The 12,081-nt window shown below is 66.3% G+C and carries 17 protein-coding genes; all 17 read right to left on the reverse strand.

The features are described from left to right. Positions 1–211 precede the first annotated feature (211 nt). The 17 genes from fliP to motA all read right to left on the reverse strand — a co-directional run bounded on the left by fliP (position 212) and on the right by motA (position 11,947). On the reverse strand, positions 212–1,039 hold the full coding sequence (gene fliP / locus V5F53_RS01780; protein ID WP_393998124.1) for a flagellar type III secretion system pore protein FliP: 828 nt from the start codon (positions 1,037–1,039) through the stop codon (positions 212–214). Continuing rightward, a complete protein-coding gene (locus tag V5F53_RS01785; RefSeq protein ID WP_393998123.1) occupies positions 1,036–1,530 on the reverse strand; it encodes a flagellar basal body-associated FliL family protein in 495 nt (164 codons plus the stop codon). The genes fliP and V5F53_RS01785 overlap by 4 nt, the downstream gene beginning before the upstream one ends. 12 nt (positions 1,531–1,542) lie before the next feature. Further along, complete coding sequence (locus tag V5F53_RS01790; protein WP_393998122.1) at positions 1,543–2,262, reverse strand: flagellar basal body L-ring protein FlgH; 720 nt, start codon at positions 2,260–2,262, stop codon at positions 1,543–1,545. Further along, a complete protein-coding gene (locus tag V5F53_RS01795) occupies positions 2,259–2,681 on the reverse strand; it encodes a MotE family protein (RefSeq protein WP_393998121.1) in 423 nt (140 codons plus the stop codon). Before V5F53_RS01795 ends, V5F53_RS01790 begins: the two co-directional genes overlap by 4 nt. Positions 2,682–3,017: 336 nt before the next feature. Then, the gene (gene flgI, locus V5F53_RS01800; RefSeq protein ID WP_393998120.1) at positions 3,018–4,130 is read right to left on the reverse strand and encodes a flagellar basal body P-ring protein FlgI; all 1,113 of its coding nucleotides are present in this window, start codon (positions 4,128–4,130) and stop codon (positions 3,018–3,020) included. After that, positions 4,127–4,705 carry a flagellar basal body P-ring formation chaperone FlgA gene (flgA, locus tag V5F53_RS01805; protein ID WP_393998119.1) on the reverse strand — a complete coding sequence of 193 codons (579 nt, stop codon included), beginning with the start codon at positions 4,703–4,705 and terminating at the stop codon, positions 4,127–4,129. The genes flgI and flgA overlap by 4 nt, the downstream gene beginning before the upstream one ends. Then, positions 4,705–5,493 (reverse strand): flagellar basal-body rod protein FlgG, encoded by a 789-nt coding sequence (gene flgG, locus V5F53_RS01810; RefSeq protein ID WP_393998118.1) that lies wholly within the window; start codon positions 5,491–5,493, stop codon positions 4,705–4,707. Before flgG ends, flgA begins: the two co-directional genes overlap by 1 nt. Before the next feature lie 18 nt (positions 5,494–5,511). Next, the gene (fliE, locus tag V5F53_RS01815; protein WP_509213003.1) at positions 5,512–5,778 is read right to left on the reverse strand and encodes a flagellar hook-basal body complex protein FliE; all 267 of its coding nucleotides are present in this window, start codon (positions 5,776–5,778) and stop codon (positions 5,512–5,514) included. A gap of 71 nt (positions 5,779–5,849) precedes the next feature. Then, positions 5,850–6,269 (reverse strand): flagellar basal body rod protein FlgC, encoded by a 420-nt coding sequence (flgC, locus tag V5F53_RS01820; protein WP_393998161.1) that lies wholly within the window; start codon positions 6,267–6,269, stop codon positions 5,850–5,852. Positions 6,270–6,274: 5 nt separating this feature from the next. Then, positions 6,275–6,652 (reverse strand): flagellar basal body rod protein FlgB, encoded by a 378-nt coding sequence (flgB, locus tag V5F53_RS01825; protein ID WP_393998116.1) that lies wholly within the window; start codon positions 6,650–6,652, stop codon positions 6,275–6,277. A 135-nt stretch (positions 6,653–6,787) separates the two neighbouring features. Further along, complete coding sequence (locus tag V5F53_RS01830; RefSeq protein WP_393998115.1) at positions 6,788–7,246, reverse strand: BspJ family T4SS effector nucleomodulin; 459 nt, start codon at positions 7,244–7,246, stop codon at positions 6,788–6,790. After that, a complete protein-coding gene (gene flhB / locus V5F53_RS01835) occupies positions 7,233–8,309 on the reverse strand; it encodes a flagellar biosynthesis protein FlhB (RefSeq protein ID WP_393998114.1) in 1,077 nt (358 codons plus the stop codon). Before flhB ends, V5F53_RS01830 begins: the two co-directional genes overlap by 14 nt. Before the next feature lie 114 nt (positions 8,310–8,423). Next, positions 8,424–9,461 (reverse strand): flagellar motor switch protein FliG, encoded by a 1,038-nt coding sequence (locus V5F53_RS01840; protein WP_393998113.1) that lies wholly within the window; start codon positions 9,459–9,461, stop codon positions 8,424–8,426. A gap of 13 nt (positions 9,462–9,474) precedes the next feature. Further along, positions 9,475–9,831, reverse strand: coding sequence for a flagellar motor switch protein FliN (gene fliN / locus V5F53_RS01845; protein ID WP_393998112.1), 357 nt, complete (start codon positions 9,829–9,831; stop codon positions 9,475–9,477). Positions 9,832–9,858: 27 nt separating this feature from the next. After that, on the reverse strand, positions 9,859–10,146 hold the full coding sequence (locus V5F53_RS01850; protein ID WP_393998111.1) for a hypothetical protein: 288 nt from the start codon (positions 10,144–10,146) through the stop codon (positions 9,859–9,861). Continuing rightward, positions 10,127–11,053, reverse strand: a complete 927-nt coding sequence (locus V5F53_RS01855; protein ID WP_393998110.1) for a flagellar motor switch protein FliM — start codon at positions 11,051–11,053, stop codon at positions 10,127–10,129. Before V5F53_RS01855 ends, V5F53_RS01850 begins: the two co-directional genes overlap by 20 nt. Before the next feature lie 3 nt (positions 11,054–11,056). Further along, a complete protein-coding gene (motA, locus tag V5F53_RS01860) occupies positions 11,057–11,947 on the reverse strand; it encodes a flagellar motor stator protein MotA (RefSeq protein WP_393998109.1) in 891 nt (296 codons plus the stop codon). Between the last annotated feature and the right edge of the window lie 134 nt (positions 11,948–12,081).

The raw sequence follows: 12,081 nt of genomic DNA on the forward strand, positions 1-12,081 counted from the left end.
TGCCGGATTTTCACCGGAATAACAGGGCGGCGTCATGCCTTTGAGGGTGGATTTCTCCAATCCCAGGTTCGCCAGGGCGAACCGATCAACCTGTCATGAGTTGAGAATTAGCACGCGAAGCTTGCGCGAGGCAAGCTTGCGGGAGGGCTCCGCACAAAAAAACCGCGCTCATCGGAGCGCGGTCGTGGCAGGCGGGCGGCGGTCCGCCGGTTCAGAAGAACGAGCGGACAAGACCGCTCACCAGCAGATTCCAGCCGTCGATGAGGATGAAGAAGAGGATCTTGAACGGCAGCGAAATCACCGATGGGGGCATCATCATCATGCCCATGGACATCACCAGGGTGGCAACCACCAGGTCGATGACGAGAAACGGGAGCACGATCAGAAAGCCGATTTCGAAGCCGCGCCGCAGTTCCGAGATCATGAAGGCCGGGATGAGCACCCGCATGGAGACCTTGGGCGGTTCCGGCTCGCCCACCGACGTGGGGGGGGCGCCTGCGGTGGGCGCGGGCGTCGGCGGCAGGATATTCTGCCGCACGGCGATGTCCGAGAACAGCTGCAGGTCCTTGCCACGCACGTGATTCAGCATGAAATCGCGGAACGGCTCGGAAATCTTCTCGATCGCCTCCTGTTCCGTGATCTTGTTCTCGGTGAGCGGCATCACGCCGTCGTTCCAGGCGCGATCGAAGGTGGGGGCCATGACGTAAAAGGTCATGAACAGGGACAGGGACACCAGCACGAGATTCGCCGGCGTCGACTGCAGCCCGAGCCCCGAGCGCAGGAAGGAGAAGGCGATGACGAAGCGGGTGAAGCTCGTCACCATGATGAGCAGGCCCGGCGCGACCGACAGCACGGTCAGCAGCGCCACCATCTGGATGATGCGGCCGGCGGTGCCGCCGCTGAGCTCGGGCAGGATCTGGTCGAGGCTCGGCACGTTGGCCTGGGCGAACGCAGGAGCGCTCCAGGTCAGGCCCGCGCTGAGCAGCAGGGCAAACGCGGCCGCCAGGTGCCGCAGGCGCGTCGCGGGGATGCCGGTCACTGCACCACCAGGGACAGCAGCACCAGCTCCGTGATCTTGCCCTGGGAGCGGGTGCTGGCGCGGTCGTTGAGGTCTTCGCGCAGGTGCTGCAGGGCGCTTGGTCCTTCCAGCTGGCTCAACGACAGCGACCGCATGTAGGCCATGATGTCCTCGCGGACCTCGGCTGCGGTCACGTCGGGATTGGCAAGGGCGCCGTTCTTGAACACCAGCGCCGCCTCAAGCCGTACAAACGTGGAGGAGGGAGCCGCGAGATTCACCACCACCGGTTTCAGGTCCTTGATGGTGAGGTCGCCGCTGTAGCGCAACGGCGCTGCCGCCTTGCCCGGTGCCGCCGTGGCCACTGAGGCGGCGACGGCGGCCTTCACCGAGTGCCCCAGCTGATAGCCGATTCCCCCGCCGGTGATGATGGCGATCAAGGTGAGGATCAGCACCGCGAGGATCAGGCCGCGGCGGCTGCTGGCGGGATTGGCGTCGGTAAGGAGGCTAGCCACCGTGAGCGATCCTCACCACGGGGCCACGACGTCGTAGATGCGCTGCCCCCAGGCCGGCTGCTGCACATCCATCTGGCGTCCGCGTCCGCCGTAGGAAATGCGCGCCTCGGCGATCTTGTCATAGGGAATGATATTGCTCGACGAGACATCGAGGGGATTGACGATGCCGGCGATGTTCAGCACCCGCACCTCGTAGTTCACCTTGATTTCCTGCGAGCCGCTGATGATGAGGTTGCCATCGGGCAGCACTTCGGTGACCACCGCCGCGATGCTCAGGCGTAGCTTCTCGGAGCGGTCGATAGTGCCCTTGCCCTTGGTCTCGGTGTCCGAATTGACCGTGAAATTGCCGTTGGCATTGCCGGCGTTGGCGCCACGCCCCAACCCCGAGAGGCTGATTCCGGTGTCGAAGTCCAGGTTGGACTTGGACTTGCGCTCCCGGTCGGTGGCGTTGTCGAACTGTGCCTTGTCGTCAAGCACGATGGACACGCGGATCACGTCGCCCACCTTGGAGGCGCGCAAATCGCGATAGAGGCTGCCGGAACGGTTCTGGTCCCAGGTGGACCGGAAGCTGCGGACGGGAGGCTGCTGGAAGGTGACGGGGACCGGCTCGCGATTCGTCTCCAGGCCCGACCCCAGCGGGCTGAGGGTGGGGCCGGTGATCAGGTTGTCGTTCGTGGTCTGGCAGCCGGCCACCAGCAATGCCGCGCCGAATGTCCATGCGAGCCGATTCATCCGGGCTTGCCTTCCTGCGCGCGGCGCGTGAGACCGACCATGGTGGAGGTGAGGCGAGCAGCGCGAGCGGGCTCGAATTCGTTCAGGATCGAGCTGGCCACCCGGGGGCTGAGCTTGGACAGCAGCGCGGCGGCCATGTCCTCGCTCATCGCCGCCATCTGCGCGGCGGCCGCATCGGGGCGCATCTGCGAGATGACCGCCACCAGGGATTCGTCGGCCTTCTTCAGGAAGTTCTCACGACGCTGGAGCCAGTCCTGGTACTCGGCGCGCTTCGCCTCGAGCTGGGCGATGCGCGCCTCGATCTCTTTTTCCATGGTCGCGAGCGCCTCCTTCTGCCGCGCGAAGCGGGCATCGGCGGCAGCATCGGCGATGTTGCGGCAATATTGGGCGGCCTGCTCGTCGCGGGTGGCGACCGCCACCTGCTGGGGGGCGCTCTGGGCGCGCGCCGCATCGGGGCCGGACGCCCCGAAGATCGTGGCCAAGGCGAGAAGTGGGAGGCCCCGGCCCGCGATCCGCGCCGCGCACCTGGCGACAGCGGCGCCGACGCGACGCCCGGAAGGCCCCGTGAACAGGGTGGGCAGTGTGGGGTTCGTCATACACTCCCTCCATGGTGAGAGGACGCGCTCCGCGCGCGAAGCAGACCGATGGGTGAGTTTGTTTTAGGAAGGCTGTCTTGCGCGACGCTGACCATTCTGCCCGAGCCGCCTCCGGCGGCCCGCGAAAGGGCGAAGGCGGCGCCTTCGCGCCACGCTGGCCTACTGGAAGACCAGCTCGGCCTGCAGCGCGCCCGATGTCTTTACCGCCTGCAGGATGGAGATGATGTCGGTGGGCTTGAGGCCGAAGCGGTTGAGCCCGTTGACGAGGGATTGCAGGCTGGTGCCGCGCACGATGCCGATGGGGCCGCCCGCCTCCTCGGCCGCGATGTCGGTGCGCGGCACCACCACCGTCTCGCCGAAGCTATAGGGCATGGGCTGCGACACTTCCGGCGTCTCGGTCACCTGAACGGTCAGGTTGCCCTGGGTGACGGCGAAGGTGGAGATCTGCACGTTGCGTCCGATGACCACCGTCCCGGTGCGCTGGTCCACCACCACCCGCGCTGGCGTGTCCGGCTCCACCTGAAGGTCGCCGATCTCGGCCAGAAAGCGCGCGGGATTGATCTGCGCCGGGCGCTGCACCAGCACCGTCCGCAGGTCGATCTCCCGCGCAAGGCGCTTGCCATAGCGGGCCTGGGTGTAGGCGTTGATCACGTCCGCCATGCTGGCGGCGGTGCGGAAGTCCGGATTCGTCAGGTCGAGATAGAATTCCGGCAGCTCGCTCAGCCGGCCCGGCACCTGCTTCTCCACCAGCGCGCCGTTGGCGATGCGTCCGGCGGTCGGCACGCCCTGGCTCAAGGTCTCCGCCTGCCCGGTGATCTGGATGCCCGACACCAGCTGGCCCTGCGCGACCGCGTAGACGATGCCGTCGGCACCGTTGAGCGGGGTGACGAGAAGGGTTCCGCCGCGCAGCGACGTGGCGTCGCCGAGCGAGGCGACGGTCACGTCGATGCGGGACCCGACGGCGGCGAAGGCGGGGAGATTGGCGGTGACCGCCACCGCCGCCACGTTCTTTGCCCGCAGCGCGATGCCCTGCACGTTGATGCCCATGCGATCGAGCATGGATTGCATGGCCTGCTCGGTAAACGGCGAATTCCGCAAGGTATCGCCGGTGCCCTGCAGGCCGATGACCAGCCCATAGCCGACCAGCAGGTTGTCGCGCACGCCCTGGATGGAAGAGATGTCCTTGATGCGCGTCATGGCCTGCGCCGTCGGCGCGCCCAGTCCGACGAGGCCGGCGGCGATGAGGACGGCGAAACGCAGAAGACGCATCATCTCATCTTGATCCTGACGGTGCCATCGGCCTGCACCTCGCCGACGATGATCTGCCCGCTGTCCATGTTCTTGAGGCGGACGATGGAGCCGGCCGCGCCAGATTCCAGCGGAATGGCATAGCCGGAGATCTGCAGTCCGCCTTCCTTCAGCAGGACCCGCGCCGCGACTCCCTTGGTGACCATGAGCGCGTCGGTGACGGCGCTCATGGGGATCGGCATGCCGGCGATCAGCACCCGACGGGCGACCTTGCCCGCGAGGTTCTCAGTCCGGGTGGCATAGGTTCCGCTCTCCACCACATGCTGCGGCGCCGGACGGGCGGTGAGCACCGCGGCATTCAGGGCATCACCCGGATAAAGGGTGACATTCGGCACCGGCAAGGTGAGCTCGACGCCCTTGGCGGCCACGGGGCCCGGGGTCGCGGCGGGGGCAGACTGGGGCTCGGTGGCCGTGCCGGCGCGTTCCGCCTCGGCTTGCGCCGCGAGCGTCGAGATGCTCTGCGCGCCCGCCGGAGCGCCCCCCAGCAGGAGCGCCAGAGCCAAGCCGAGGCAGGGCCACATGGCCGGACGCGCGCGCATCAGCGAATGCCCGTGGAGACGATCTTGGACATGTCGTCGGCCGCCTGGATCACCTTCGAATTCATCTCATAGGCGCGCTGGGCAGCGATGAGGGAGGTGATCTCCTTCACCGGGTCCACATTCGAACTCTCAAGATAGCCCTGGACGATGCGGCCAAACCCGATGTCCCCGGCCACGCCTTCCACCGGCTGGCCGGAGGAGGTGGTTTCGCGGTAGAGGTTGTCGCCGAGCGGCTCAAGGCCGGAATCATTGGCGAAGGTGGACATCTGCAACTGGCCGAGCAGCTGCGGCGCCACCTGGTTGGACACCTGCGCGTAGACCTGCCCCGACTCGTTGATGACGATGGAGCTGGCGTTGGTGGGCAGCGTCATGGCCGGGTTGACGGTATAGCCGTCCGCGGTCACCAGCTGGCCGGTGGCGCTGCGGTTGAAGCTGCCGGCGCGGGTGTAGAGCGTCTCACCGGTGGGGCTGGTGACCTGGAACCATCCGCGCCCGTTGATCGCGACGTCGAGCGGATTGGAGGTCTGCGCGAGCTCGCCCTGCACGTGCAGGTTGCGAATGCCGATGGTACGCACGCCGAGACCCACCAGGGCGCCTTCCGGGATCGCTTCCGCTCCGTCCTGGTTCGGCACGCCCTGGGCGCGCTCGGCCTGGTAGAGCAGATCGGTGAATTCCGCGCGGGCCCGCTTGAAGCCGGTCGTGTTGATGTTCGCGATGTTGTTCGCGATCACCTCGACGTTCGTCTGCTGGGCCGACATGCCGGTGGCTGCGATGGCTAGGGCTCTCATGATGGCTCCCTCGAGACGTCAGATGGTCATCCGGCTGATTTCTTGGTAGGCGGCGACGACCTTGTCGCGCACGGCGATGGCGGTCTGCAGCGACTGTTCAGCCGTCATCACCGCCTCCACCACCTGCTGCACCGAGGCGCGGCCATGGATGCCCATGATGGAGGTCGCCTCGCCAGCCTTCAGGGTGTCGACGGTATCCGACGACACGCGCGCCAGCACGCTGGAGAAATCGGCGGCATCGACCCCCTGGCTCCCCTGGACGCGGCCCGCCTGGGACGTTTCCATGTGGGTGTCGCTGCGGGTCAGCGACACCCCGGACGTGCCGCCGGTGGAGGTGTTGAAACTGACGGAATTGATCATGACGATGCCCTCAGCAGGTCGATGGTCATAGTCACCATGGCCCTGGCTTGCTTGATCATCTGCAGATTGGCCTCGTAGCTGCGCCCGGCCTCCCGCATGTCGGCCATTTCCACGAGCGGGTCGACGTTCGGCATCAAAACCTGCCCTTTGGCGTCCGCCGCCGGATTGCCGGGATCATACTCGACCCGGAAGGGCGCGTTGTCGACGCCGGTGTTCTTGACCCGCACCCGCGAGCTGCCGATGGCCCGGTCGAGCTCCGCCGTGAACTGGACGGTCTTGCGCGCATAGGGCTCGGCGCCGGGCGTGGAGCCGGTGGAGCGGGCATTGGCGATGTTCTGCGCCACCACCCGCATGCGGGTGGACTGGGCCTCTAGGCCGGTGCTGGCGATGCTGGTCGCCGCCTTCAGGGGATCGATGATCGTCATTTCAGGCCCGACAGGAGCATGCGGTGGAAGGAGCGGACGATGGAGGTGTCGAGAGTGTAGGCGCGGTTCACCTCGCCCGCTTTCAGCATCTCCTGCTCGATGCTGACGTTGTTGCCGGAATTGTTGGAGCCCCAGCTGTCGGACGCCGCGAGGGTCCGGGTCGGCACGTCCACCGTGGCGGTCTGGAGATGGTTCTGGGACGTGCGCGTAAGGGCCAGCTGGGTCTGGTTCATCACGGCGTCGAACGCCACCGCGTCCACCGCCTTGTATCCCGGCGTGTTGGCGTTGGCGATATTGCCGGCGATGGCCGTCTGGCGCACCGATGCCCACTGCGCGTGGCTGGATGCGAGTCCAAACAGGAAGAGGGGCTGCATCGCGATCTCCTCCGAGCGTCTCCGGAGCAATATGAAGTGACGGTCTTCGCGGGGCGCCCCCCATTCAAGGGAGTTTCCGCGAGGTTCATCCTCTCCATGTACCGCCTGAGGCTTGCCCGAAGCTGAGGGCCGCGGTCAGCCTGCCTGTTCGCGGGACTCCTCAAGCGCCGCGGTCAGCAGGGCGATGCCCTCGGCGTGGTTCGCGAACGGCGCGCGGAAATCGATGCTGTCGATGGCGAGCCCCACCGAGGTCGCGTCGAATACGACCTTGAAATACACGGTCAGCCGGGGGTGATGGAATTCGAGGTTCATGCTGACCGTCGGCGGCCGGCCCCAATCGGATTGGGTGAACGCATGGCGCCCGTAGCGCAGCACCCCGGGCTTCAGGGTCCGCTCCGCGGACGAGGCCAGGATATCCTCGATATTGTTGGCCTGGCCGGTGTTGATGTAGCCGATGAGCAGGCCCGCCTCGGTGAAATACAGCTCCGCCAGGACATTGCGCAGGGCCGTCGCCAGCACGCGCTCGAAGGCCTGCACCTCCAGTTGAGGGCGAGTATTCAGGTCCAGAAGGATCCGGCGACTATTTTGAACCATTGGAGCGCTTCGAATAAATGAAGTGGAGGATTTGGGCTACCGGGCGATAGAATTCCTTGGGAATCCATTGGTCAACTTCTACGGCGTCGTACATGGCCCGAACCAGCGCCCGGTCCTCGATGACCGGAATGGCGTTGTGCTCGGCGATCTCGCGGATCTTCAGCGCGACGAGGTCGAGCCCCTTGGCCACCACCTGCGGAGCGCCGCCCAGATCGCGATCATACTTCAAAGCAATAGCATAATGAGTCGGATTGGCGATGACGACCGTGGCCTTGGGCACGGCGTTCATCATGCGGTGCCGCGCGCGCTGGCGGGCCACCGCCCGCATGCGGGCCTTGACGAAGGGGTCGCCTTCGGCCTGCTTGACCTCGTCCTTCACCTCCTGCTTGGTCATGCGCAGTTCCGACTTCCAGTGGAACCGCGACCACACGAGGTCGGCGCCGACCAGGACGATGGTGGCGACGCATACGGCCGAGACCAGGCGCATCGCCAGCTGCAGCACCGCGGCGGGCAGCTGCATCGGATCGCTGAGCATGGCGTCCACGACGCGATGCTCCTCCCAGTACAGCACGAGGCCGGCGACGATGCCCACCGCCAGGAGCTTGAACAGCGACTTGGCGAATTCGATCTGCCCCTGAATGCCCATCAAGCGCTTGAGGCCGGAACTCGGGGAGATGCGTTCCCACTTCGGGGTGATGCGTTCGAGCACCAGCGACGGAACGTTCTGGAACGCGGCCGCGATCACTCCGGCGAGCGCCAGGATGATCACCATCGGCGTCAGGAATCGCCCGGCGGCCATCATCGTGTCGAACAGCAGTTCCACGGCATCGCTCCCGTGCTCCAGGCGGAAGCCGGCGGGGTCGTCGAGCAGGCGGGCGAGGTCGTCGGTCAGCAGCCGCGCCGGCGCCGACACGAAGAACGTGAGGCAGGCGAGTATGCCGAGGAGCGAGGCGAACAGCGTCGCTTCCCGGGAGAACGGCACGTTGCCCTTCTCCACGGCGTCGGAGATCTTCTTCTCCGAAGCTTCCTCGGTCTTACTCTCCTTGTCCTGATCCTCAGCCATGTCCTCCCATCCCGTCAGTGCGCTGTTGCGTCTTGTTCCTTCAAACGGGCACTCCTCGCGCCTGAATGTGCATGCCCTGGGTGGCCGGCCGGCCCGAACCTGGGCCGGCCGGCGTCACCGCACGTAGAATTCATCATCGCTGTCGCTGTTGAGCTCGATCTCGCCGCGGCCGGCCATGTCGAGGGCGAGGTCGGTGATGGTGCGCCGGGCCTCCGTGACCTCCCGCGACGGCACCGGCTCGCTGCTGGCCATTTCCTGCTCCACCATGCGGCGCACGCGGGCGCCGAGGGACTGGAGAATCATCTCGCGGAACTCGATGTCGGTGCCCTTGAGGGCCAGCACCAGCTTGTCGGTCGGCACCTGGTCGAACAGCGAGGTGCGCGCCCGGGGCGTCAGCTTGACGATGTCGTCGAAGGTGAAGAGCAGGCCCTTGAGAATTTCCGCCGACTTCGGTCGCGTGGCGGCGAGGCTGGTAAGCACCGTCTCCATGTCGTCGCGCTCCATCTTGTTGATGATGTCGGCCATGCGGGCGTGCGGGTCGGCTCCGGCATTGCGCGAGAAGTTCATCATGAAATCCTCGTACACGGTGCGCTCGATCACCTGCATGGTGGCATCGACGATGGGCTTGAACGTCAGCATCCGGCGCAGGATGCCGTTGCGCCGTTCCTCGGGAATGTAGCTCAGCACCTTGGCGGCGCAGGCCGGTCGCACCTTCGAGAGCATCAAGGCGGCGGTCTGCGGGTGTTCCTTGGCGATATAAGTGGCGAGGATGCTTTCCGAGACGGTGGAGATGCGTTCCCAGATGGAATGGTTCGCCGTTCCCAGCAACTCCGCCATGATCTCGGCGATCTGCTCCGGCGGCAGCACCCCGGAGAGCAGGCGCTCGACGTCGGCCGCGGTGCCCATGAGGCTGGTGCCGGAGGCGAACTGAGTGGCGAAGTCCTCCACGATGGCTTCGATCTGGGCCGAGGTGATGGACTTCAGGCGGGCGATGGACCGCGTGACCAGCTTGATCTCATCGGGGTCGAAATGCTTCAGGATGCGGTTCGCCGCCGGCGCCCCCATGGTCATCAGCAGCGCCGCCACCTTGTCGGTGCCGTGGAGGGGGCGCGATTTGCCCGGAATCTGGCCCTGGTTCGTCGGCATCACCATGGGGGTGTCTCCGTCAGGCCGCGTCGGTGCCGCCCGGGCCGACGATCTCGGTCAGAGAGACGCCGAAACGGGAGCTGTCGTCCTCGACCACCATCACTTCGCCGCGGGCGATGACGCGGCCGTTGACCACCACGTCCACCGGCTCGCCGACCCGGTGGTCGAGCGGCACCACCGCGCCACGGCCGAGCTTCAGCAGGCTGGAGACCGGCATGCTGGCGGACCCCAGCACCACCTGCAGCAGCACCGGAATGCGCTTCACCGCCTCGAAGCCCTGGGTGCCGCCGAGGGTCTCCTCGGTGTCGGTCTTGCGCGCGGCGGCGAGCAGCGCGTCGTCGAGGGCGGACTGGGTCTTGTCATTGGGGTCGGGCATGGCGGGCTCCGGGGCGGGGGGAGGGGATCAACGCGGCTTGACGGGGGTGCCGGCGCGGGCGTCGAGCTCGGCGATGACGCCTTGGGCATCGTCGATGCGCTTGGAAAGCTCGGCCAGCACCTCGCGCCCGTCGGTGCTGAAGGTCTGGAACGAATCGCGGGCGGCGGTGAGCGCCCGCGCCGCATCCTCCAGCGCCCGCCCATATTCGGTATTCAGGCGGTCCAGGCGGGCGAGGCGCCGGTAGAGCACGAGCAGGGTGGCGGTGGTGGCCACCAGCGCCGCGAGCAGAAGGATGTCAACGGGGAAGGATATCATCGATGAAGTCCTGATTCTGCTCGATCTGCTCGTCGATGCGCACCACATAGGCGCCATCGGACTGGCCGAGCCGGCCCCAGAACAGCGGCTGGGCGGCGCTTTCCAGCTTCACCCGGCTGCTCGGCGTGGCGTTCAGCTTCAGCACCTGCCCCACCTTGAAGTCCGCGACATCGCCCAGCAGCACCTCGCGCTCCTCGAGGATCGCGCGGAGCTTGACCTCGGTGCGGTTGATCTCCTGGCGAATCTTCTGCGCCCATTGCGGGTCGCGATTGTTGCTTTCCGAGAATGTGGTGTGGGCCAGGGCACGGCGCAGGGGCGTGAGCGCCGACTGCGGAATGATGACGAACATCTCGCCGCCGCGATTCAGCGCCTGCAGCAGGAACTTGGCCACCACCGCCAGATTGTTGCGCCGGCCGATGACGGCGAAGTCCATGCGGGTTTCCTGCCGCTCGAACTGGAAGGTGGTGTCGCTGACGATGGCGAAGGAGGCCCGCAGCGCCTTCGCCATCTGCTCGAACAGCAGCTGGGCGACGCGGCCTTCGATATTGGTGAAGCTGCGCTCGTCCTCCACCGGCGGCTCGGAGCCGTCCGAGCCGAACAGCACCTCGATCATGGAAAAGATGAAGTCCCGGTCGAAGCCGACGATCAGCTGGCTGTCCCAGGAGGGCGCGCGGAAGATGCCGGCGATGGCCATGCCCTCGTAGGCCTCCAGCACCTCGCCGATGCGGCCGTTCTCGATGCTGAGGAAGGAATAATAGGCCTGGGACGCGGCGAACTGGCGCAATCCGTCGGCGCAGGTGGTGGCCATGCGGTCGAACAGCACGTGCAGCATGGGCAGCCGGTCGAGGGACAGCCCCGCCGCGTCCAGCAGCATGTCGCGGATGTCCTGGTGCTTGCGCGATGACATGGATCAGGCCGCCTGCTGCACGGAGGCGCCGGACGAATTGGGCGCGGTGTGGATGGCTTCGCTTTCCACTTCGTCGATGCTGGGACGCTCGGCGGCGGAGATGGTCTTGCGCCCGTGCTCGAGGGCGATGGGGGGGAGCGCGCCGTTCATGAATGCGATCAGGGTCTGCTTGACGATGATGAAGGGCTGGCACTGCTTCTCACGCGTGGTCTTGATCTTGGCCCCGAGCGGGGAAAGGATCGCGTACGAAGAGTAGATGCCGAGGAAGGTGCCGATGAGGGCGGAGCCGATATAGTGGCCGAGCACCTCCGGCGACTGGTCGATGGCGCCCATGGCCTTGACGATGCCGAGCACCGCCGCGCAGATGCCCAGCGCCGGCAGCGCCTCGGCCACCGTGCCGATGGCGGAGGCGGGCTTGGTCTTGTGCTTCTTGATGGTGGAGATTTCCTGCTCCATCAAGCCTTCGATCTCATGGGACTTGGCGTTGCCGATGAGGATCAGGCGCGCATAGTCGCAGATGTATTGAGTCAGCTCCTTGTCCCGCAGAATGGTCGGGAACTGCCCGAACAGCGTCGAGTTCTGCGGGTCGTCGATATGCGCCTCGACCTCGTTGCGCGGCTTCTGGCGCATGTCGCGCATCAGCGCGTACAGCAGGCTGAGGAGGGCCAGGAAGTCCTTGCGCTTGGGCGCCACGCCCATCGCCGCCTGCAGGATCGCCGCCCCGGTGTCCTTGATGACCGACATCGGATTGGCGATGATGAAGGTGGAGAAGGCAATGCCGCCGATGATGACGTACTCGAACGGCTGCCACACCACGCTCAGGTGACCGCCCATGGCGACAAACCCGCCGAACGTGGCGGCAAGGCCGAGGATAATTCCGATAATGACCGCCAAGACGCCATCTCCCTCCAGCAGAGGTGCTGAGTCTAGGGTTAGGTGAGCAGGATTGCGCGAGGCTGAAGTTTGCGCGCCCCCGGTGGCGGGCGCGAGGGAAAACTTTGCCCCGGGGCCGCCGTCGGGCCCGTCGG

Source organism: Xanthobacter cornucopiae (genome assembly GCF_043195065.2).
Taxonomy (GTDB): Bacteria; Pseudomonadota; Alphaproteobacteria; order Rhizobiales; family Xanthobacteraceae; genus Xanthobacter.